At 34.0% G+C, this 22,109-nt stretch carries 20 protein-coding genes and 1 pseudogene; 6 read left to right on the forward strand and 15 right to left on the reverse strand.

Annotated features, from left to right (window positions below):
* Nucleotides 1-212 precede the first annotated feature (212 nt).
* The 6 genes and pseudogenes from GQR94_RS02215 to GQR94_RS02235 all read left to right on the forward strand — a co-directional run.
* A complete protein-coding gene (locus tag GQR94_RS02215; RefSeq protein ID WP_158973878.1) occupies nucleotides 213-1,118 on the forward strand; it encodes a neutral zinc metallopeptidase in 906 nt (301 codons plus the stop codon).
* A 281-nt stretch (nucleotides 1,119-1,399) separates the two neighbouring features.
* Complete coding sequence (locus GQR94_RS02220) at nucleotides 1,400-2,515, forward strand: DUF2914 domain-containing protein (protein WP_158973879.1); 1,116 nt, start codon at nucleotides 1,400-1,402, stop codon at nucleotides 2,513-2,515.
* Nucleotides 2,516-2,893: 378 nt separating this feature from the next.
* Nucleotides 2,894-3,034, forward strand: a complete 141-nt coding sequence (locus GQR94_RS02225; protein ID WP_158973881.1) for a hypothetical protein — start codon at nucleotides 2,894-2,896, stop codon at nucleotides 3,032-3,034.
* 71 nt (nucleotides 3,035-3,105) lie between these two features.
* Nucleotides 3,106-3,246 (forward strand): hypothetical protein, encoded by a 141-nt coding sequence (locus tag GQR94_RS22595; protein ID WP_233268616.1) that lies wholly within the window; start codon nucleotides 3,106-3,108, stop codon nucleotides 3,244-3,246.
* 79 nt (nucleotides 3,247-3,325) lie between these two features.
* Nucleotides 3,326-4,033, forward strand: coding sequence for a RagB/SusD family nutrient uptake outer membrane protein (locus GQR94_RS02230; RefSeq protein ID WP_233268679.1), 708 nt, complete (start codon nucleotides 3,326-3,328; stop codon nucleotides 4,031-4,033).
* 804 nt (nucleotides 4,034-4,837) lie between these two features.
* Nucleotides 4,838-4,993: pseudogene (locus GQR94_RS02235) on the forward strand (helix-turn-helix domain-containing protein); the annotation flags it as partial.
* 128 nt (nucleotides 4,994-5,121) lie between these two features.
* Here the strand turns inward: GQR94_RS02235 and GQR94_RS02240 are convergent.
* From GQR94_RS02240 to GQR94_RS02305, 15 genes are all read right to left on the reverse strand, one after another.
* Complete coding sequence (locus GQR94_RS02240; RefSeq protein WP_158973883.1) at nucleotides 5,122-6,600, reverse strand: T9SS type A sorting domain-containing protein; 1,479 nt, start codon at nucleotides 6,598-6,600, stop codon at nucleotides 5,122-5,124.
* A gap of 96 nt (nucleotides 6,601-6,696) precedes the next feature.
* Nucleotides 6,697-7,803, reverse strand: a complete 1,107-nt coding sequence (locus tag GQR94_RS02245; RefSeq protein WP_158973885.1) for a hypothetical protein — start codon at nucleotides 7,801-7,803, stop codon at nucleotides 6,697-6,699.
* A gap of 1,026 nt (nucleotides 7,804-8,829) precedes the next feature.
* Entirely contained in the window at nucleotides 8,830-9,066 is a 237-nt protein-coding gene (locus tag GQR94_RS02250) for a hypothetical protein (RefSeq protein ID WP_158973887.1), read from the reverse strand.
* An 11-nt stretch (nucleotides 9,067-9,077) separates the two neighbouring features.
* Nucleotides 9,078-9,437: a glycoside hydrolase family 97 N-terminal domain-containing protein gene (locus tag GQR94_RS02255; RefSeq protein WP_158973889.1), complete on the reverse strand. Its 360-nt coding sequence runs from the start codon at nucleotides 9,435-9,437 to the stop codon at nucleotides 9,078-9,080.
* Between the two features lie 129 nt (nucleotides 9,438-9,566).
* On the reverse strand, nucleotides 9,567-9,770 hold the full coding sequence (locus GQR94_RS02260; RefSeq protein WP_158973891.1) for a glycoside hydrolase family 97 N-terminal domain-containing protein: 204 nt from the start codon (nucleotides 9,768-9,770) through the stop codon (nucleotides 9,567-9,569).
* A 333-nt stretch (nucleotides 9,771-10,103) separates the two neighbouring features.
* On the reverse strand, nucleotides 10,104-12,605 hold the full coding sequence (locus GQR94_RS02265; protein WP_158973893.1) for a glycoside hydrolase N-terminal domain-containing protein: 2,502 nt from the start codon (nucleotides 12,603-12,605) through the stop codon (nucleotides 10,104-10,106).
* A gap of 7 nt (nucleotides 12,606-12,612) precedes the next feature.
* Nucleotides 12,613-14,184, reverse strand: a complete 1,572-nt coding sequence (locus tag GQR94_RS02270; RefSeq protein WP_158973895.1) for an arylsulfatase — start codon at nucleotides 14,182-14,184, stop codon at nucleotides 12,613-12,615.
* 12 nt (nucleotides 14,185-14,196) lie between these two features.
* The gene (locus GQR94_RS02275) at nucleotides 14,197-15,789 is read right to left on the reverse strand and encodes a sulfatase (RefSeq protein WP_158973897.1); all 1,593 of its coding nucleotides are present in this window, start codon (nucleotides 15,787-15,789) and stop codon (nucleotides 14,197-14,199) included.
* Between the two features lie 5 nt (nucleotides 15,790-15,794).
* A complete protein-coding gene (locus tag GQR94_RS02280) occupies nucleotides 15,795-16,934 on the reverse strand; it encodes a glycoside hydrolase family 97 catalytic domain-containing protein (protein WP_158973899.1) in 1,140 nt (379 codons plus the stop codon).
* Between the two features lie 30 nt (nucleotides 16,935-16,964).
* Entirely contained in the window at nucleotides 16,965-17,690 is a 726-nt protein-coding gene (locus tag GQR94_RS02285) for a glycoside hydrolase family 97 N-terminal domain-containing protein (protein WP_158973901.1), read from the reverse strand.
* A gap of 219 nt (nucleotides 17,691-17,909) precedes the next feature.
* Nucleotides 17,910-18,197: an SUMF1/EgtB/PvdO family nonheme iron enzyme gene (locus GQR94_RS02290; RefSeq protein WP_158973903.1), complete on the reverse strand. Its 288-nt coding sequence runs from the start codon at nucleotides 18,195-18,197 to the stop codon at nucleotides 17,910-17,912.
* Nucleotides 18,182-18,433 (reverse strand): hypothetical protein, encoded by a 252-nt coding sequence (locus GQR94_RS02295; protein ID WP_158973905.1) that lies wholly within the window; start codon nucleotides 18,431-18,433, stop codon nucleotides 18,182-18,184. The genes GQR94_RS02290 and GQR94_RS02295 overlap by 16 nt, the downstream gene beginning before the upstream one ends.
* 198 nt (nucleotides 18,434-18,631) lie before the next feature.
* Entirely contained in the window at nucleotides 18,632-20,245 is a 1,614-nt protein-coding gene (locus GQR94_RS02300) for a right-handed parallel beta-helix repeat-containing protein (protein WP_199271518.1), read from the reverse strand.
* 66 nt (nucleotides 20,246-20,311) lie between these two features.
* Nucleotides 20,312-20,824, reverse strand: coding sequence for a hypothetical protein (locus GQR94_RS22415; protein ID WP_199271519.1), 513 nt, complete (start codon nucleotides 20,822-20,824; stop codon nucleotides 20,312-20,314).
* Nucleotides 20,825-20,859: 35 nt separating this feature from the next.
* Complete coding sequence (locus tag GQR94_RS02305) at nucleotides 20,860-22,092, reverse strand: putative glycoside hydrolase (protein WP_158973907.1); 1,233 nt, start codon at nucleotides 22,090-22,092, stop codon at nucleotides 20,860-20,862.
* Nucleotides 22,093-22,109: the final 17 nt, after the last annotated feature.

Below are 22,109 nucleotides of genomic sequence, written 5' to 3' on the forward strand. Positions count from 1 at the left end.
AACAAATAAGACCATAGCAAGAGGCTCAAGTTCTTCTCTTAATACCATCAAAAACATTAGATTCAAATTAAAATATCAATCCAATCAAAAAAAAATTCTATAAAGCTAATTCGTCATAGAACTAGAACGTAACTTTCCGCTTGGAAGTTATATTTCTGTAAAACTTCATAAACTGGATTATATCAATTATTTTTATCAAATAAATTACAAGCATGAAATGGCAAGGCAGACGTCAAAGTTCAAATGTAGACGACCAAAGAGGTAGATCTAGTTCAAAAAGAGGTACCGGTGGTTTCAATCCCATGTTACTTGGACCATTATTTAAACTTCTATTTTCAAAAGTCGGTTTAGTCATCGTCGGTGTCCTACTTATAGTCTCATTTATTACTGGTAATAATCCATTAAATTTTATTGGTAATTTATTTCTTGGTGGCAATAGTAACAATCAAGCAATTTCGAGTACACCCTATCAAGGCACTGAGAAAGAAAATGAACAAGCAGCATTCAGTGCTACTATACTTGCCAGTACCGAAGATGTATGGAATGATATTTTGGATAATTATAGAGAGCCAACATTAGTTATTTTCACGGGTCAGGTTACATCTGCCTGTGGTTCTGCTTCTAGTGCTACTGGGCCTTTTTATTGTCCTGGTGACGAGAAATTATATCTTGACCTTAGCTTCTTTCAAGATATGGAAAACAAAATGAATGCCCCTGGAGATTTTGCACAAGCATACGTAATTGCACATGAAGTTGGCCACCATATTCAAAACCTCATGGGAACAACCGATAAGTTAGATAAACTCAGAGGGCAAGTAAGCAAAACAGAATTCAATAAATATTCCGTTCGATTAGAGTTACAGGCAGACTTTTTAGCTGGTGTTTGGGCAAACCACTCACAAAGTATGACTCAAATGATGGAAAATGGTGATCTTGAAGAGGCACTCAATGCTGCCAATGCTATTGGAGATGACCGTTTACAGCGACAGTCTACAGGAAGGGTGGTTCCAGATTCTTTTACACATGGAACATCTGAACAACGGATGAGATGGTTTAAGAAAGGGTTTGAAACCGGAGATATTTCTCAGGGAGATACTTTTAGTGCAACCTCTCTTTAGTCCACACAAAGTAAGTCTCTATTTCACACTAGGATACTCTAAAAATTTAAGCTTAATATAGAGAGGATAGCTCTTATAAAGAATATTAAGTCCAGATGGTATTACAAGTCATTAATTTCTTTTACTTTGATTTTAGCTGAGATAAAATACTAGTTTAAGTTTTTATTACATCCATTTTTATCAAACCACAGCATTAGATACAAGCATAGAAATAAAATAAACGAATCATCATAGTTTAGTATACCCAATTGTATTTTTTTTTAAACATCGCTATACTTTATATGAAAAGAACATTAGTTAAATTTAGAAATAGCGCTTTTAGAAGATATTTAAGGAAATATCAAAAATATGCTCCTCTTGTATTCTTTATTGGCGGATTTATATTTGATTCTTTAACTCTTGGACGTATTGACAGGTTGTATGATTTAATAGTTTTATGCTTACATATGACATCATTGACCGTAGCCCTTTATCTCTATAATCTAGCGGACGATGGTAAATGGAAAAACACACTACTCGAGCGCTATCAGGAATATCTACCATTAGCTATTCAATTCTTTTTCGGTGCACTTTCCAGTGCATATGTCATTTATTTTTCTCGCAGTGTTTCTCTATCCAAGACAATTTCATTCTTTATTATTCTGGTTTCATTATTGGTTGCTAATGAATTTTTAAAAAAACAGATTTCCAATAAGTACCTACAATTTAGTCTTTACTTCTTTGTAAACTTTACCTTTTTCACTTTTATGATACCCGTATTCATAAAAGTAATGAATACAAACATTTTTATAATATCGGGTTTACTCAGCTTGCTGTTTACCATACTATTCATATTCGTCATTTATCGTGTTAGCCCGAGTACTCGTAAAGAAATACATATTGGAAGAATTCTGGGTATTGTATTCTTCATGTACGCTTCCATTAATATATTTTATTACTTTAGACTCATTCCTCCCGTACCTCTTGCGCTAGCAAATGGTATTGTAGCACACAATGTTGAAGTGAAAAATCATAATTATGTAGTTACCTACGAAACCGATGAATCTTACGTATTCTGGAGGGAACATAGACTGAAATTCATTCATAATCCAGGTGAAAATGTATATATTTTCACCTCAATATTTGCTCCAACGGATATTGAAAAGTTAATATCACACCGTTGGAATTGGTATGATAATACGATTAACGAATGGCAAGTTATTGAAGATATTGGCTATGATATTACAGGAGGCAGAGATGCTGGTTATCGCGGCTATACCTTTAAAAATAATTTGAAACAAGGATTATGGAAGGTTGAAGTCATTACAAAAGAAGAGCTTATTTTAGGCGTGGTTGACTTTGAAATCATTATTAACCCTACCCTGCACCCAAAGGGCTTAGTAGTAAAAAAATTCTAATTACCCATGGGGCTTCAAAACCTGACATCAGAAAAATTAATAGCAAAGGAACATTGTTTAACATTTAAGTCTCTTAACTATTTTAATTAAAATAAAGCCCGGTTCTACCAATACCATAGTGTTCAATTGCTACAATTACAAATTACTCATAGCGTATTGAATAAATAACCAATGAACTACACTCAAAGCATGTACGTACCTTAATTACCAATACTATAATTCATTAGATAGACAACTGAATACGCTAAAGGAATTAGACTACAAAGCTGCTTTAAAAATAAAATATATTTCCTGAAATCATGAAACATAATTAGAAAATTATATAACAATTCTAGCACAAGTAAAATACATCTTTGCCTAACACCAAAAACTTCAACCATGAAAAATAAACACTACGTAACTATAGCTAATTCAACCGAAAAAATTATTCTTACTACAGACGAAATATTCTTGCACGAAAGTCTTGTCCGTGCACAATTTTCAAAAGAATATGATGGATTATGTTCTGAAATTGCCTAGTATATATTAGAACAAAGTCTCCTATAGACTTGGAATAACTGGGTAATCTCTCACGGCTAAATTAGCTTAAAATGGAGTACTTATTATACGATTCAAGTAAAGCTCCAAGCAGACCACTTTATGATCATGCTGAAGGAAGTGCTGCAGATGCTGCAAAAGCGATTATCAATATTGTAGGCGCCAGAGATTTAATTAAGGTAAGATTTTACTGATTATCAAAATTTATTTATAACACCCAATCAAAACCTACCTTTTGCAAGACCATTTGGTGCTGCCTATTATAATTTTGGAATAGATGTAGTATCGTTTCCTGACCAAACACGATTACCAAGTGGTTATGGTGGATGGGGATTATCTTCGCCTTCACATAATTTTGCTTTAGAATTCTATATGGCTGATGGTTCAGGTACTACTGATGCAGGAACTACATACGATGCTACAAACCCAAATGCGAATCGAGAAATGAGGTATTATGCATATTTAAATTTTCAAGGAGCACAATTCAGAGGACGTGCAGTAAATTACGCCTTAGCTGGTACGCCTAGTGAAACAATTCCAGACAGTCCAGATTCTTCAAACGGTGTTGTTGAAGAAATAGGAATAAACCAACAATATTCCTCTAAAACAGGATATAGTATCAGAAAATTTCAAGACGAAAGTTTAATTGCTTTGACGGATGTATCACCGCAAGGCTCCTATATTTTATATCGTTTAGCAGAAGTATTTTTAAACTATGCGGAAGCACAGGCAGAATTAAGGAATGATGATAGTGCTAGAACCTTTGTTAATAAAATATCTCGTAGAGCGCTACAACCAGATATTATTGCTAGCGGAGAGGAATTAAAAGAAGCGATTAAAAGAGAAAGAAGAATTGAACTTGCATTTGAAGGCCACAACTTTTTTGATGAAAGTCGTTGGATGAATGAAGCACATTTAGGCTTCCCTATCAAAGGGTTAACATGGACTAAAGCTACGGATGACACCTTATCTTTTACGTAATATACCGATATAACTAGGCCATGGTTCGCAAAACAATATTATTTACCAATACCAGCAACTGAAGTTGAAAAGCACCTTCACTCTTACAGAATTCTGGGTAATAAAAATCTAGTTTAAAGTTGAGTTGAGACTATAGTTGAGTTAGTTTATATAGAAAAAGGCCCCTCTAAAGAGGATCCTTTTTCTAAATGAACATAAACCATTCCCCTATTATTCTGAATGATAAAAGGTATAGAGGCTTACTATTAGCAGCACACAGGTTAAAAACCAAGGATCTAGAATTATAAAGAAACCTTATACTTGCTGGTATTTCAAAATTTAAAACCAGACAAAGTCATAAAACAATATCAAACTCCTACGAATCTTATGATTTGTAGGAGTTTTTTATAATTAATAATGTTGTCAAATTAATTTAGACCAAATAAGAAATATAATAAGCATTATTTGATGTATTTTAAAATGTATTTACATATGCTCTTCTCAAAGTGTTGGCAAAGGTTTCTGTTAATAGATTATCAAAGTTTGATGTTTTAAAATTTCGTAAAATCCAATATATTTGAAACAACCAATAAACCGGCACCAGTACCCCTTGCTGAGATGAGGTAAGATTGAATATTATTCCCTGTTCCGAATAAGTTCCCACCTATACTAATATTCATCGGTATGTTGTGATTAACATTGGTTGAACGCAGAACATCTGCCATTCTACCGGGTCACCCTGTCACTGCATATCTATTATTTTGAGTGATTTGTTGAGTTCGCTTAACTGAATGAATACACAATAACATATTCAATAATGTAAGCATAGAAAGAGTAAAAGAAAAATTATCTACAACCAATTTGTCCGTTTCAGAAACCGCTTACAAATTAGATATTGAACATTCGCAATCGTTCAGTAAACTTTTTAAGACAAAGACAGGTATTTCGCCTTTGAAATATAGAGAATCTTTTAACGGATAATTAAAAAAGTCCCGAACCCAACAAAAATATCCGTTACACCAAATAATTATTTATAAAATAATAACATCGCTATTTAGTGGGAGTTATATGCAAAAAAATGAATTGCAGATGCACTGTGTACTTCCATATTACTCTTTTAAAATTTTTATTCGAGCTATGCCTTCAAGACTATACACCTTCAATAAATATGTTCCTCTTGGATAATTACTCAAATTTATCGTTTCGCTCTCTGTCACAATTTTTTCCGTGGTCATTAAACGTTTGCCAGAAATATCATAAACATGTACTACGGAATTCATTACTCCGTTTAGGGTAAGTTCTGCATTGGTAGGATTAGGATATGCTAGTACAACTTCAGATTCTTCTTCAGATATCGTTTCACCATTATTTAAGATGGTTACCACAGTTGCATCGATAAATGCTCCATCTTCTGTAGTCGCAATAATCATAACTGTCCCTTCCTGTAGCGCCATCACTGCACCAGTATTACTAACCGTAGCTACTGTAGGATCATTACTAGTCCATAACATTGTTTGATTACTTGCACCGGAAGGATAAATGGCATTCGGTAAAGCGAATGTTTCTCCTACTTGTATGAATGTGCTTTCCAGTATTAAATCTATTCCAGAAACAGAAATGTAGGTGTCCCCAAAATTGACTTTGATTTCTACGTCACGAATTCCACTAAAGGCATTTTCATCTGTAACTTCTAATTCAAAATTATATCTATACTCAACTGTTTCCGTAGGTATCCCACTTAAAATCCAATGTCCAGAATTCTCAGGGTCCTCATTAATAATTAACCAGGATGGAGCATCAGTCATCGCTACTAAAGCACTAATGTCATCTCCTTCAGGATCCCAAAAATCTACACCTTCTATTAAAGTATGAGAATAAGCCTCACCTACAGTGGCGTCAGGCAAAACGGTATAAGCTCTTGCCCAGTTAGGCGCATTTGGATTTAAATGCAGACATAGATAATCATCTATCGCCTTCATCTGTATAAAAGCCCATTCTCTCCATTCCACATTCTCCGTAAAAATATTAGAAAAAGATCCAGACCAAACAATAGAACCTCCGTTAGACAAAGCTTCATAAGTCCATTGAATCAAATCCTCTGTTTCCCAACCTGGATAAGGACCATCTCCCCACGCACTGGTAGCTAGTTTAGAATGAAAATTCCCTACAATTTTATCGTCCCAAGTAGCAACATCTCCTGTATGAACGTAGCCATCTGTGTCCATAATACGAGTAATATGAGTGTAGTTTCTATCGTAAAGACCACTCTCTACATCTCCATGGTTGTTATTACCACCATAAGGATGACCGAATTTATAATCTTCTGACCAAAGAGAACCTGCGAAAGGAAATGCATTCTGTTTCACAGTACCTCTCCCATTATTAAAAGACACTGCAAGGTTAGGGTTTCCTGCTCTGGCTGCATTAGCAAAGGCTTGATAAATACGTTCATTTTCGATAAGTCCAGTTCCTATTTTATCTTCACCAAGGTCCATTATTGTAGATGCAGCATCAAACTGATAAGAACTAAAATGTTTGTTATATCTTAAAGAATAATCTTTTATAATATATTCTGCATAACAAAACAAATATTTCCTATCTGGATAAGTCTCAGAAGCATCTTCATATTCTTCTGTAGTAGTATTCCAAATACCTGTATGATAAGGTTGACTATTTATAAACGTCTAAACTTCAGTGTTTGTATCACAATAATTTTTCCATCTCTCAACAATCACATCATAATCTTCCCCTACAACACCTAACAAATTTTTGCTATTGGTATACCCCAATACTTTATATCCTCTACTTTTGATTTCTAATATTTCATCCATATAAAAATCATCGTCAGGTGTATCATTATTCAAATCTCCCCAAGGTGGTACTATCAAATTAATGGAGTCTCCGTTTTCATCAGCATCTCCTCCCCATAGCTGTTCTAATAATTTATGTTGAACATAATGCAATGGAGACTGTGTCGCTCCAGAATTATAGCCCCTTGGTCCCGTAAGAGTAACTGTTTTTAATTGATACTCTGGATCTTTTACAAAAGTAGAATTGTTAGACCAAGTCCCTCTTTTATGCACCGCTCGTTCACCAGGTGCATATTGTTTTTCTAATTTAATAGATTGAATTAATTTACCACCTCCATTATAATCCTGTCCATATACAGCAATGTGGTAGTTCTTGGTCAAATCGAAGCCTTCTGAAAAGATTCCCGATTCCTCATATTCATCGTTAATGTACAGTGACCAAAAGCCACCTATTCCAATTTCCATGAATATTTTAGTTTTTTCGCCTTCTAAAAACTGCTGTCTTTTACCTGAAGTATGAAGTGTAATTTTTTCTGAACCATTCGTAAAGTTCACGCCTCTTACATTTTCACCTTCATTGGCTGTCAAATTAACTCCGATACTATACACAGTTTGGTCCGAACCAAAAGGATTATATCCTGAATAGGAAGATAATTCTGTATCATCACTTATCAATCCAAATGAAAAATTATGTTCAGCGATATTCTCTATAGATCCAATGGCATATTCAATGGTTAACTTAAAACCCGTTTCTGACTGAAAGGTTTCCGTAGAATATAATAACGCTCTTTGTGCTTCCAAGGTTCCGTTATTGTTATAGCTAATCGTACTAGTCTCATCATCAGAAAACCAAGTAGCTCCTCCTTCTATGGATTGCACTGCATGTTCGGACGTCTCCTCAAAAAGTACTTGAGAGGAAGCTATTTCAAATTGTAAAATAAAAAAGAGAAAGTAAATTGTAGGTTTTAAAATTTGGGTCATACTAGATAAAGATTTTATCCCATTTAAAGATTCATTTGAAATTGAAACTAATTTGTAGCTAATTCTCGTTTATCATTAAACCTGTTAGCTCAAAGTAACTTATTAAATATCGAAAAAAATATTGGGAGTATTGTTTCGTTACATTTATATACGCTTAAAATGTTGGTTTAGGATTAAATTAAGACATTTCACCATTAGAAGTTAACCAAAAAATTATCAAACTACCTCTATTAAACGGTACTCTCGACTAGTTCAATCCGAAACTTTTAACTTAATTTCCGTTCAATACTATCGCATAAATTTAAAATATAGAACGTTTAAAGTATAATTTTAACAAACAAACAGCAGATATATCCAAAAAAAATCCCTACACACCCACCCTTAAAAACTATTCCATAAGCAAGATTAATTTTGAAAATCAGCAAAAAAATAAATTTAGAAATTGTTCCACTAGAAAGAAGTCGGACTTCGTCTAACTAAAATGGCGAAAAAATTGAAGAAGGTCTATCAGATTTCTAATTTTTAGAGCGTAAAATCATTTTTTGAGACCTAATAATCTATACAAATATATACTTACCTCAGTAAATTATATCCAGTAAGCAGTTCTATATGAGCTTGTTTTACACCAGTTCTAAATACGTTACGAGATCTTATAGAAGAAAATTCAGTTTTAGTTTTGAAAGAATTAAATTAACACCTTCAATTCCAAGACCTTCATAATAATTATTATCCAGGATATTGAGTCTTTTAAGATATTTTAATCCCTCCCAATCATTCAAGAATTTAAATAGTTCAAGTAAATTTCCATAACCAACCGTTAAAGATTCAAGAAATCTAAAAAAAAGGTAATTGTAATGTTTTATCTAATTTTTCTATTATATGTATATAAGTAATTAATGCGAATCAAGGGTCAAAATATTAAGTTTATAAATGCTGCTGCAATTTTTTTTAAACTCGTTGTAAAAGTTTAACACCATTTTGGTTTTGTTAGCTTAAAAATCCCAGTTTTATTCCAACTACTCCCCATTATTTATACTTAGATAGTAGTATATCAATATCATACTCATCAAAAGCTACACGTTTAACATAAAGCCATAAGCCAACATTAGTTTCTTTAGCTCTTTGTATTAACATTGGTAAATCAATTTCCGAAATAGCTGTTAATGGGTTAGAGGTTCTTTCATGTTCTAATCCATACCATCCTGCATCAATCATAAAATACGGCAAGCCTAAATCCGCAATTATATCAACAAAACGTAACATGCTTTCGGTATTCAAATTATATTCAAAACGGCACCACTCGCTCTCCAATCCCCTGTAGCTATACCTGGTTTAATCCATACTGTATTTTTAATTTTTGAAGGCGGATTTAAATTTTGAATTATATAACTATGCTCTACAAAATAAGCTGGCGAATGAGCTACCATGATTATACGCCATGGAGTATTAAAATTTGGTTTTAAATGGACATCGCCAACGATATCTACACTTAGCAAACCATTTTTATTAGCAGACAAATGAAGACTCCCGTAATTATATAACCCTGTTTCGGTAATAAATATATATATATATATATATATATATATATATATATAACTCTTCTTCTGATTTTGAAAGCAGTGGTAAACTAGCATTTTTTATTTGAGATATCTGTAACATCTTTCTATACTTTTTACCCCAAGGATGCGCTAAAACCCATGACTGCGAATTATCAAGAATATTGAATTCCGTATGCTCTTTTTCTAGGTAATACTTAATATTCCTTAATTCTCAATTTTATATTTAAAAACTAAACCTTCATCATACATTCTTAATAAAAATGATGTGTAAGAATTTTCATCTTTTAACTCAAGAGTTAAAGCATTATGATTATCTGGGTAATTTTGTCGTGTCCCCCACAATGGTTTCCAATTACTACGCAATGAATCTCTTTCTACTTCTGCTATAGAAAAACCTTTCCAGTTCATTTCATTTAATTAGCCACTCAACAATGATTTATCAATCACTGAAATTCCATCCATAAAAAAAGAATAACTAACGGAATCGTTTTTCAATTCTACAATAACATGTTTAGTTTTATTAGATGAAAATAATTCATATTTCTGGGCAAAAGATTTTCCTAAACCAATGAATAAAAACAAAATACAAAGTACCCACTTGAAATTATTCAATTTAATAAAACCCGAAATTTTGAAGTGTTTTTCTTTTTTAACTGTCATTCTCTAATAAAATTCATTTATATAATATCCTAATTCACTTTTTAAATAAATTTACTCTGTTAATCAATCTACATTATTGTACTAGAACTTAATCTTTATTTGGCTTGTGATTTTATGATCTTTCCAAATTATAGATTCTCCTTTTTTTAATGCAATGACTTCACTTAATAGTCCATCTGAATAAATTCTAAAATTTCCGTCTGTAGTAGCATATACTTTTGCCGCTATCAATTCTTCTTTTTCCCAAGAAAGGTCCACTTCAAAACCACCACGTGCTCTTAGTCCTTTTATTTTCCCATTATCCCAAGCAGAAGGTAATGCTGGCAATAAGTGTAATATATAGGGTGCATTAACAAGCTTTTGATCGGGAACAACAGGCGTAAAATGATTTGCATCTTCAAATCTCTTTTCATAGGCAACAAATGCGGCATTTTCAATAGTTTGGGCATTGTTATTTATACTCCTAAGGTGACTTTGCAACAACATTTCGCAGACTCCAGCAGTTCCTCCAAAATTTCCATCTATTTGGAATGGCGGATGAAAATCGAACAAATTTGGATAAGCCCGTTCCGAAGTTAAAAACTGATAAAACTGATGCGCCTTGTAGCCGTTATGCAGTCGCGCCCAAAAATTAGTTTTCCATGCAGTACTCCATCCTGTTGAGATATCTCCACGATGTTTCATTGTCACTAATGCCGCTGCAGTAATTTCTTTGGTGGTAAGCGGTGAAAAATCACGACCAGGATGTAAGGCTATTAAATGTGAAATATGGCGGTGTTGATCTGTTGGGCTATCCCAATCTTCTGGCCATTCCTGTACTTGGCCATATTGCCCTATTTTTTGAGGACTAAGTTTTGGTATTATTTCTTGAAGTTTTTTTTTAAATTCTTCATCACGACCTAAAACTGTAGCCGCTTCAATACAATCTGTAAATAAATTCAGCACTAACTGCTGATCCCACGAAGCACCATACGCTTGTTTATTTAATTTACCTTGTTCTTCTGTTAAGTAACTATTTTCAGGTGACCAAGTTGGATATACTAAAAGTGTTCCATCTTTCCAAGGCGCTAAAAACTCCACATAAAATTCGGCAGCTCCTTTTAAAATAGGATAAACAGCTTCTAAATAAGATTTATCTTGATTAAATGCATAATGTTCAAACAGGTTCTGACACAACCAAGCTCCTGATTGTTGCATACGTCTCCCATGTTCATTGGGAGCTGTGAATCCAAAAATATTTCCATTAAGACCTACACTCCAACCTTTATCGATTCCGTAAGTTTCTTTTGCCACATACTTTCCAGACTCCGATAAGATTTTCATCCATTCTACATAAGGAGAAAAAGAATTGGGAAGATTTGCCGTTTCCACCATCCAATAATTCATGGCTACATTAATATCGTTATGATAATCACTATGCCAAGCGGGTTTTAAATGCCCGTTCCAAAGTCCTTGTAAATTTGATGGTACTGGAGCTCTACGCGAACTGCTTATTTGCAGATAACGGGAGTAATTAAAATAAAGATTTTCTAATTCTATACTTGATCCCCTTTTTACTAATTTATCTGTTGTTAGTTCAGAAGGTTTATAATCCAACTCTAATTGACAACGATCCATCAACTCTGAAATATCTTTTACATGCGCTTGCTTTAGTTTTTCGTACCCGAGCCCAACAGCTGATTCTATACTTAATTTAGAGTCGGACTTATAATCACGACCTTTAAATGATGGATATATAGGAAGATAATCTGAATAACCCGTTAGATATATCTTGACATCTGTTGCGTTTTTTATCTGTATCGAACCATCTGCTTGAGGGATCAACTTTCCATTACCAGCATCAATATAAATTAATTGTTGAAAAGCCATATTATCCTTCACCATTGGTGCTTCTCCATTCAAAACAATATAATTTCCTTCAGCCTTTATATCTATTAATTTAAGCAAAGTGCTAACATGGATATTAAGTTGCATTTTAGCATTTTGAGCTGTATAGCGAACCGAAATAATATCATTTGGAAAACTACAAAAATACTCTCGAGTAAAATGAGCCTCTTTGATATCGTAACTTACCAAGCCCAAACCAGAACGAGCATCTAAAGAACGTTTGTAATTGCTTACTACAGAACTATCATGTCCTGTAGCAATGTATAAATCCGCAAAAGGAGCGTAATTTCCCAAAGGCTGGGTGCTACTTAGGTATTTGGTTGACATGGATTCCATACTATTTTCTGAAGTACCATAAATACCCTGTTCGTAGGATTCTCTTACTTTTTCAAAGTTTTTATAAGCCCCTATTCTTGAGCCGGATTGTTCATTGGCATCAAGTCCACGTTTAGAGTTCATCCACAACGTAATATCATTTATCATCAAATGCTCCCGATCCACACCTCCTGAAAACATGGCACCTAAACGTCCATTACCCAATGGTAGAGCCTCTTGCATATACCCTAAAGTATTCGGATTTCCCCTTTGGTCTACTGTAAATTTACTTGCTGGCTTATCATATTTTAATACCGTTTGTGACATAGTTTGCATAGGAACCATGGTAAACAGATAAAAAAATATGAGTGCTTTATTCATAATATACTTAATTCATAATCGGTTCAATCTGCTTCCAACCTTCCATACCATCATTTTTCTGAGTGGCTCCAACAGTACTTCTTCCATCAAGTATTATTTTTTTAAGAGCTGCTTTTAATTCTGCGGCTTTCTCTGGATATTCGGCAATCAAGTTTTTAGTTTCGCCAATATCATCTTTCAAATTGTATAATTGCATTGCAGGTAAATCGAGATTTTCGTTTTTTATATCCTTTAAGGTTGGATAACTCCATCCACCAGAACCTTCACAAACATCTAATTTCCAATCTCCTTGTCTAATAGCGAAAGCACCATCAATCGAATGATGAACGATATACTCTCTGATAGCAATTTCTTTTTTACCTGTAATCAAAGGCATCATGCTAAAGCTATCTTCTGCCTCAGTATCTTTAATTTTATAGCCTGTCAATTCTGCACAAGTAGCAAAAAAGTCAGTCGTACAAATGATTTTATCCGAGCTAGCATTTTTTAATCCCATTTTTGGATATTCAACGATAAAAGGTACTCGATGTCCACCCTCATAAATATCTGCTTTTGTTCCTCTAAATGTATAACTTGGATTATGATCTACTTTGGCCAATTCTTCAAAATCAGCTTTTGGAGAACAGCCATTGTCACTGGTAAATACTAATAAAGTGTTTTCTGAAATTCCTTGTTTTTTTAGTTCTTCTCTAATTTGGCGTACCACATCATCTACTTGCATTACAAAATCACCATAAGTATTGGTATTGCTTTTGCCTATAAATTCCGCAGAAGGTAATATCGGGGTATGTGGAGCGGGTAACGGTAAATACAAAAAGAAAGGTGCTTTATCCTTAGCCTTTTCACCAATATAGCTCACCGCTTTATCTGTAATATCTTGTAAAACAGTTTCATGAACAAAATCATCTGAAGTTAATCCTTCTCTCCAAAACTCTTTTTTATCACGTCTGACAGTCGTCTTGGTTGGTACCATAGTTGCTTTGTCATTCTCCACATATACATAAGGAGCCATATCTAATGAACCGCAAAAACCAAAAGAATAATCAAAACCATGCGTTGATGGTCCATTTTTTATAGGTTGACTAAAATCAACATCAGGTTTTGAGTAAATACCTTTACCTTTTGCTTTTTCTTCGTTTTTGATTGCCCAGTCCCAACCCAAATGCCATTTACCAATAAAAGCGGTCGAATAACCTTGTTGTTTTAGCATACTAGCAATGGTAACACGATCAGGTGTAATCAAAGATTTTGAATACCCACCTATTACACTACTCTTCAATGTACTACGCCAATTATACCGTCCAGTTAATATACTGTAGCGAGTAGGTGTGCACACTGCGGATGAGGTATGTGCATCAGTAAACTTGACACCATTGGCAGCCATTAAATCCATATTAGGCGTTGGAATTTTTCCTTCTGGATTAAAACTCTGAACATCTCCATAGCCCAAATCATCAGCCAAAATATAGATGATGTTTAGGTTTTGCGTTTTGTTTTCAGCTATTTTGGCTGCTTCTTGTTTTTTAGATTGACAAGCCAATAATAAAAATGACAAAATAATAAATAATGTATGTTTCATTTTAATCTTAGTTTAGTTTTTAATTTCACTTCCCCACCAATCATCATTGGGTTTATAATCTTGACTGAGCATTTCCATACGTTGTGCTTCTAGCTTTGGCATAAGTTTTCTTTTATTATTTTCTAATCTTTTTTCCCATGCCGGTTCATCCCATTCAGGATCTTTTTCCGCATATTGGGTATTCATAGATTGTAGCCAAGCCATAAGCTCTTTTTTCATCTCCAAAGCCTTTTCTCTGTTTAATACAGAAATATCATTAGTTTCTCCTAAATCAGTATTTAGATCGTATAACTCCATGTGTTCGTTCTCCCAATAATGAATAAGTTTCCAGTTCTCTTTTCTGATGATAGAAACCGGTTCGCCTCCTTGATTTCCATAATGTGGATAATGCCAAAACAAAGAGCGTTTCGCAATTTTATCTCCGTTTAAAAGTGGTTTTAAACTTACACCATCTGCATGTGCTTTAGGTCTTAAGGGAATATCTGCCAAGTCTAAAAGTGTAGGAAACAAATCTGCTCCAGTTACCATTTCTTCAATATTACCTCCACTTTGTTGCATCCATGGCACATAAATGAAATAGGGTACGCGAATTCCACCTTCCCATTGATAGCCTTTTCCACCTCTAAGTGAAAGCTGATTAGTAGAATAATTATCTCCAGAAGTTACACCGCCATTATCTGATGTAAACACAACAATCGTATTTTTGTCGAGCCCATTTTTTTTGAGTGTTTCCATCACACTACCTATAGCTTCGTCAACTTGCTCAATTAAACCTGCATAAACGGGGTTGTCCTGCTGTTTTCTTACAGGCAATTCATGTTCCATTTTAAAACCATATTCGGCAATACCCATCTTGTCTGCCTTATCCCTATATTTTTTCCACTTTGCTTCTGTGGTTTGTATTGGAGAATGCACAGCATAAAAAGAAAGATATGCCAAAAACAAAGTGTCTTTATTTTGTTCGATAAAGGCAGATGTTTCTTTAGCCAATTTCATAGAAAGTGACATGCCTTTTTCACTTTCACGATCTATCAAATAAGGACTATTGAATGGTGAAAAATATCTGGCATTATAAGGAGAACCTTTTTCACCACCCCCTTGATTTATATCAAACCCATGATCTGTTGGAAGAGAGTGTTCTTTTTCACTGCCTAAATGCCATTTTCCGGCAAAAAAAGTGGTGTATCCATTCTCTTTGAAAACTTCAGGTAATGTTACATCATTAGCATCTAAATGATGTTTATATTCAGGTGGCAACAATTTAGTATACCTATTTTTATTTTTCCATTCTTGACCAGATGGCGCACCATCAAATTGTGTAATACCATGTTTTGCTGTAAACTGACCGTTTAACAAACTAGCTCTAGATGGACTACATACGGCACACGTGGCATAACCGTTTGTGAAAATAGCACCTGACTTTGCCAAAGCATCAATGTTGGGCGTTTCATAATAAGAACTTCCCATAACACTTAGGTCTGCATAGCCTAAATCGTCAACAACAATAAAAAGCACATTAGGCTTTGTAGTCAATGGTTGATTTTTAACTTCACAAGAAACCAAACCCATAGTAATGAAAACTAAAATACATGCTATTCTTCTCATAAATCTCAACTTTTATCTGATCTTATCCACATGCAATGGCCACCACCGGCTACCATTTTAGCTTTTATTATATCTCCTTTTTTCACCGTTGAAGTTCGAACTTGATACGCTTCAGGATTGGTTTCACTATCTGTTTCTTCTGTATCTTCATAGTAGGTGATTTTGTAGGCTTTATTTTCTTTTAGAAAGTCTAGATTAATATTTAAAGTCCCGCCATCAGCATGAACAGAACCAATATACCAATCATCACCATGTCGCCTCGCCGTAGAAATATAAGAGTCCATTTTAGCATGTAATACTCTAGTTTCGTCCCATTTTGCAACAGGTATTTGTTTAATAAATTCAAATAAATCTGATTTGGCTGCATAGGCTTCTGGAGCATCAGGAATACACACCAAACCACTAAATATAATTAGCGTACGTGCAGCCTCAGCTGAAACTGTAGTGAATAACGAATTTAATTTTTTAGGTCCTTTTTCACGGTATCCTGCATTAACTCCTGAGATATCAAAAATCCCATTATTCATATCTAATGGGCCTTGAATACCATTAATCAGTGCCATGCGTATAAAAGTTTTTGGAGTAAATGCACGTCTGGAATCTTGTTGCGCATGACAAAATTCCCGGGAAATAGCATTAGGAAAAGTTCTGGATATTCCAGTAAAAGGCACTGGACCATCATGAAAATTAATTAATAGACTATTTTCTGCACTTCTTTGAATAGCCTCTCTTGTAAAAGGCACATCTTCGCCCATAAAACCATATTTAATACCTTTCATACCTAGAGATTTGAAATAAGAGAATAAGTCTTCGTCTCCATAATCTCCCCGTTTTCTATCATAATATAAAAGCAATGAAACTCCTTTTTCAGCAGCATAGTTTGTTACTTTATCAAAATTTAAGTTTTCAGACATTTCTATTTGACCTTGTTTCACATCAGAATACCAACCCGCATCAATCATAAAGTATTCAATATCATTTTCTGAAGCAAAATCTAAAAAGCGATAATAGCTTTCATTATTTATACCATAAGTAAACCCATCATCTGCAGTATATCCATGAACTCTCCAATCCCATAGGGTTTTACCAGGTTTAATCCATGACGAATTTTTAATCTGGTTAGGAGCAGCTACATTTAATGGCAACGTATTGGTTAAAAAATTTCCGATTTTTTCCTATAAGAGAATGACACGCCACGGTGTTAACAAACTCTTTTCATTTGAATCAAATTCATTTTCTGAAATGAGCTTATTTTTTTCTTTATCAAATTTAAAATCGATAAGTTTAAAACCAGGAGCACTCACTAAGTCGGATTCTAATAGTGATAAGTATTTTTTTTGTTCTCTTTCTACAACCAATGGCATATTAAATCTATATTTAATGGAATCCATTTTTTTCAACGCACCTATTGACAAAGGTCCAATGGGTTCACCTTCACCTGCGGGTGCATATAAACTGTCTGTATCTTCCAATCCAAATTCAATAAAAAAAACAGGCTTAGCATCGGATAAAATTTCATCAGATTTAAATCGAAAAGCTACTCCATTATTATAAGTTCTTACTAAAAGTGTTACTAGTGTACCTTCATAATTTAGTAATACTTCCAACTCACTATAATGATTTTGGATTTCACTGAATTGTCCCCAAACGGGATTCCAAGTTTCGTTTATTTGTTTTGTATTCGACTCTAAAACATCAACCTTCAAATTTTGTAGCAATGAAATCTCAGAATTTAAAATCACACCTTTATTATAATCATAGAGATTATATTTTAACTTCCCTTCGGTATTGTCTAGTTCAATTTTAACGAATCCGTTAGGAGAGGTTATTTCTAATTGTTTTGGTTTTGTGCAAGCGAACAAGGTTGTAATAATACCAATTGTAAATACTATTTTTTTCATCTTAAGAATTAATTGGTTATGAATAATAAGCTACTTAATCTAGACACTCTAAACATTCAAGGCTTTAGTATTTATATATAGAAAGCCTATCTTTATTTGGAGAAAAACTTTTCATAGGGGCCTTCTGGCAGCTCCTTTTGTAATTAAAAAATTCTAAACATTATTATTATTTATAAATCATGGTTATTTTTTATGACAATCTATTGTTGCTATTAGTTTTTAATTTTTCAACATTTCTAGTGTTATCACAGTTCTAAACCCTAAATCTTCTAAAGCAGAATCTGTACTAGTACCCATCCTTGAAGATATTCTGTAGCTAGCGCAATGAGATTCACTACACAAAAATGAACCTCCTTTTGTAATTTTTTCTTGAACATATGAATTGTTTGGATTATAAGCCTTTAATGCCCCTTTGGGGTTTACTATTTGCTGTTCTAACGAAGCCAACTCATTGTAATCGTTAGAATTATACCAATCGATAGTCCCTTCCCCTACGTTTCCTGCCATATCATACAATCCATAGCCATTTTATCTTGAGCAACAGCTCCTTGGTTAAAGGTTCCTCCTAGAATCCAAACCATACCTTGTGGTACTCTTTGCGAAGCCTTATCTGACTCAAGAGGTTTGTCAATTTCGACCATTTTGTTTGGAACCACAGTATTTTCAACTCTTATTTCATTTTTACATGTAACAATAATTAAAAATAATACCATGGCAAGAAAGAAAACGCTTCTTGAATTCATTTTAATGTTATTATGTATGAACTTTATTATTAATAAAAGATTTATTTAAAGTTCTAGTCCTATTCTATTTTTCAGAAATGCTATTTAATATTTTTTTCAAAACTGTAAAACTTATTGCAATCACTTAGATTCAATTTAAAAAAAATCTATAATCTTCTCAATTAGTCCAGACAAATTTCTCTTAAATATTGTATTATTTTAAGGAATATTATTAACTAATCCAATCTTAGAGAAATCGATAGGGAGAATACCCATTTCTAAAGCAGGAGAACCTGGTTTGAAAGTAAAATCACCATTTTCAGGATCAACAAATAATGGATCTACTGCTTTACTATGCAAATCCACACCATCTTTTCTGTTTTTTTCTATAAGTTGCTTCCCTTTGTTCAAATCTGCTTTATTATAATAAATATTATAATCGGTATCTGCATCTTTAGCGCTTGCAATTACACGTCCTCTTCGGTCTTCAGAAGACCCTTCTTTCCCTGGAGGTAATTCATCTATAAAACTTCCAATAGCTGTTACGCTATATAGGATATTATTTTTAATTATACCACCTGTTAATGGACCTTCACGTAATGATAAATAGTACCCACGAGGTGGTGCAATAATATCGGCAACAATATTATTTTCTATTCTATTATCTAGTTTTGTAAGAATTCCCTGTGATGTACATTTATAAATCAAATTTTCTGAAATTAATGTACCTGTTTGTCCTCCATCTGTACGAATCGCTGCTTGCATTATCATATCGGCTACCATATGATGGATGTAGTTACGACGAATGATATTATCTCTACCAGCACCACGAATATAAATCGCATTACCATCACCCATTCTTTCCATAGCGTGATGAATTTCATTGTTTTCAACAACGTTATGATGTGTATGTAAATAAGGTAAAACATCTTCAAGAATCACCTTCTCTGGAAGATTTTTAACTTCATTACGACGAATGGTACGTGTTAATTCTCTCCCATTTGGATTCTTTACAAAGAAATCGGTCATACAACCTGATAGAATTATAGCTGTATAATCGGTATGATGAATTAAATTATTTGAGATTTTATTTTCGCCACTTTGCCAAACAAAAATGCCTGGTGAATGCCAATAAATTTGTCCCACATGGTGGATATTATTATTGTAAACGGTATTCTTTTTATTCACATCTTTTGTGCCTGGTCCGTAGCCACAAAGTAGAATTCCACCACCGCCCATATGTTCAATATGGTTGCTTGAGATGATATTATTCTTACCATGTAAATCTACACGAATGGCACCACTACCACTATCCAAAAAATGGCACTGCTCAATTACACAATTTTCTGTTCCTCGGAACCGAACCAAGGCATTATCCTTGTCGTGCATATCCCAATCGTGCTGTAAACCGGCATCATCAGGTTTTAAAGTATAGCGTTCGCCATGTTTGAAGGTTAATCCTTTAAAATGAAGGTTACGAACAGGAATATCTGTTGGGCCTTCTTTATCTATTTTCCCTTCTACCCGGATAAGTTCCATTAATGTAGGTGCTAGGACTGGAGAATTGTTTCTTGGCCAAAGGTATACTTTGCCTTCTTTTGTATTTAATACCCATTCACCTGGTTTATCCAAAACTTCAATCGTATTTTCAACCCAGCAATTCTCTGTTTCTGGTAAAAAATGGAGCCTATTCATGGCGTAAGTCGCGTCAATAGATGTGGTAGCTGTATTTTTTTTTTCATCTACAGATGTCAATGGAAGTATATTTGAAATCCAAGCATGATGTGGTCTTACTTTAATTTCTACATCGGTAACATTCGACCAATTTTTCAAAAAACCATCAGGAAAATGAAGACGATTTTTACTGCTTTTTTCCAATTCAGTTATGATTCCTTTTGATTACGCACGTGGAAGCATGCCTTCATCATCAAACAAAGTCAAAAATTTACCTGAAACATTTGCTACCAAAATATTTCCTTTAGCTTCTTTAGGTAAGTTTGGAATATCAGTAGTTACTTTTTCCCAACCTTGAATCTCTTTTCCTGAACTAAACACAGGTTTTTCACTAGGATAAGCAGCATACGTAATGGTAGATTTACCTTCACCTGAATCCTCTAAACCAAATACAACAGTCTTATTTAACTTATAAATACCATCACGAATTAATACTACAATATCTTGGGATTTGCTTTTTTTCAAAGTACGAACTGCATTCTTCGCTTGATCCAATGTTGCAAAAGGTCCATCAGTACCTTGTGAATTTGGACGATCCAATGTACCGGACCACGCGTCAGAACCGCTCGTAGATACATAAAAATCAGCGTTTAAAGTTGATGTTTGTTCTTGGGCACAACTCATTCCTACCACTAGAAGTGCTAATAAAAAACCCCATTTTAATTTACGTTTAATCATCGTACTTCTCTTTTTTTAATTGATTATTCTAGCAATTAATGCCATGTAATTTTCGCTTCTCTACTTTCAGTATTTAACCAAACACTAGCGTGTTCAAATTGGCGAGTAAATTCCCAACCTTCTGGTGTTGTTCTTTTGTATGCACCTTTTGGTGCTCCTAGGGGTTTTTGCAGCTCTGGATAATTTACCATTGGTCCTGTTGACAACTGCCAACCCCAACTATACATAAAATAGGAATATGGTTGTGCTCCTATTAAGTAACAGGCCAGAGCAAATTCTAATTTTTCTTGAGAATATTTTGGCATTTCGTCTGCAGGCTTTAGGTTTCCGCGGCCTGCACCTTCAACACCCAAACGAAAAACGGATATTTTACCTTCTTTGGCATTTTTCAGCATATCCTTCCATTCGTTTAGCAAATTTTCTTTACTCGATCTAATTGTAGCATAGTTTTCAAACATAACAGCGTCGCATACGGTATAAGCAAATTTTGCATCATCATTATTGGCATTGTTTCCTAATAGTATTTTGTCCGGCCCCATTTTATTTTTAAGGGAGGTCATCATCTCACCCATGGCTTTTTCTATTTCTGGCTTCTTATCATTACGAAATCTGCTATTACCATGCATTTGGTCAATAAAAACACCATCACAACCAGATTCCCTAACACCTTTGACAACTGTGTCAACCCACCATTTACGGAAATCGGGATTTAATATGTCAAAACAAAAAGCACCATAATGCTCGTATAGCACACCAGTTTCTGGATTGGTGAGTAAATATTGTTTAAGTTCAGGATGATCTTCAATACTTTCATTCGTAAAATTCTCGCTGTAAGACGTGTAAGGCCAAGCGTATGCAGAGTTGAAATAAAATAAGACTTTGGCATTAGGCTTAATTTTTTTAAATGCTTCTGCTTCATGCTTAGCACCTAATTCTGCTGCTCCAAGTTCTTCTTTTCCATGTGATTTCTCAATACAAAGAAAATCTGTTTGGGCAGCTATAAATTCCACCTCCTCTGGCAATAACAAACGTTTCTTATCTTGAAACATAAAATACAAAGGCGTGGTTTCCCAGCTAAATTTAGGAAAGAAATCCTTTGGTACAAAGCTGCTTCCGTCACTGATCAATATAGGTTGATTGTCAGTAGTTTTTTTTATCACTTGTGCATTTACCTCGACACCAAAAAGTGCAACCAAAAGCAGAAAGATTAAAGATGAACTTGAAATCAATCTAATTTTTCTAAAAAAAGTGTTTATAGTATTATTCATAGTATTCCTGTTCATTG

It is taken from the genome of Cellulophaga sp. L1A9 (assembly GCF_009797025.1).
Taxonomy (GTDB): domain Bacteria; phylum Bacteroidota; class Bacteroidia; order Flavobacteriales; family Flavobacteriaceae; genus Cellulophaga.

Coding starts and splice junctions, on each gene's coding strand:
- GQR94_RS02215 (WP_158973878.1), top strand. CDS start 213: ATGAAATGGCAAGGCAGACGTCAAAGTTCAAATGTAGACGACCAAAGA.
- GQR94_RS02220 (WP_158973879.1), top strand. CDS start 1,400: ATGAAAAGAACATTAGTTAAATTTAGAAATAGCGCTTTTAGAAGATAT.
- GQR94_RS02225 (WP_158973881.1), top strand. CDS start 2,894: ATGAAAAATAAACACTACGTAACTATAGCTAATTCAACCGAAAAAATT.
- GQR94_RS22595 (WP_233268616.1), top strand. CDS start 3,106: ATGGAGTACTTATTATACGATTCAAGTAAAGCTCCAAGCAGACCACTT.
- GQR94_RS02245 (WP_158973885.1), bottom strand. CDS start 7,803: ATGACCCAAATTTTAAAACCTACAATTTACTTTCTCTTTTTTATTTTA.
- GQR94_RS02250 (WP_158973887.1), bottom strand. CDS start 9,066: ATGTTACGTTTTGTTGATATAATTGCGGATTTAGGCTTGCCGTATTTT.
- GQR94_RS02255 (WP_158973889.1), bottom strand. CDS start 9,437: ATGCTAGTTTACCACTGCTTTCAAAATCAGAAGAAGAGTTATATATAT.
- GQR94_RS02260 (WP_158973891.1), bottom strand. CDS start 9,770: ATGAACTGGAAAGGTTTTTCTATAGCAGAAGTAGAAAGAGATTCATTG.
- GQR94_RS02265 (WP_158973893.1), bottom strand. CDS start 12,605: ATGAATAAAGCACTCATATTTTTTTATCTGTTTACCATGGTTCCTATG.
- GQR94_RS02270 (WP_158973895.1), bottom strand. CDS start 14,184: ATGAAACATACATTATTTATTATTTTGTCATTTTTATTATTGGCTTGT.
- GQR94_RS02275 (WP_158973897.1), bottom strand. CDS start 15,789: ATGAGAAGAATAGCATGTATTTTAGTTTTCATTACTATGGGTTTGGTT.
- GQR94_RS02285 (WP_158973901.1), bottom strand. CDS start 17,690: ATGAAAAAAATAGTATTTACAATTGGTATTATTACAACCTTGTTCGCT.
- GQR94_RS02290 (WP_158973903.1), bottom strand. CDS start 18,197: ATGGCAGGAAACGTAGGGGAAGGGACTATCGATTGGTATAATTCTAAC.
- GQR94_RS02295 (WP_158973905.1), bottom strand. CDS start 18,433: ATGAATTCAAGAAGCGTTTTCTTTCTTGCCATGGTATTATTTTTAATT.
- GQR94_RS22415 (WP_199271519.1), bottom strand. CDS start 20,824: ATGATTAAACGTAAATTAAAATGGGGTTTTTTATTAGCACTTCTAGTG.
- GQR94_RS02305 (WP_158973907.1), bottom strand. CDS start 22,092: ATGAATAATACTATAAACACTTTTTTTAGAAAAATTAGATTGATTTCA.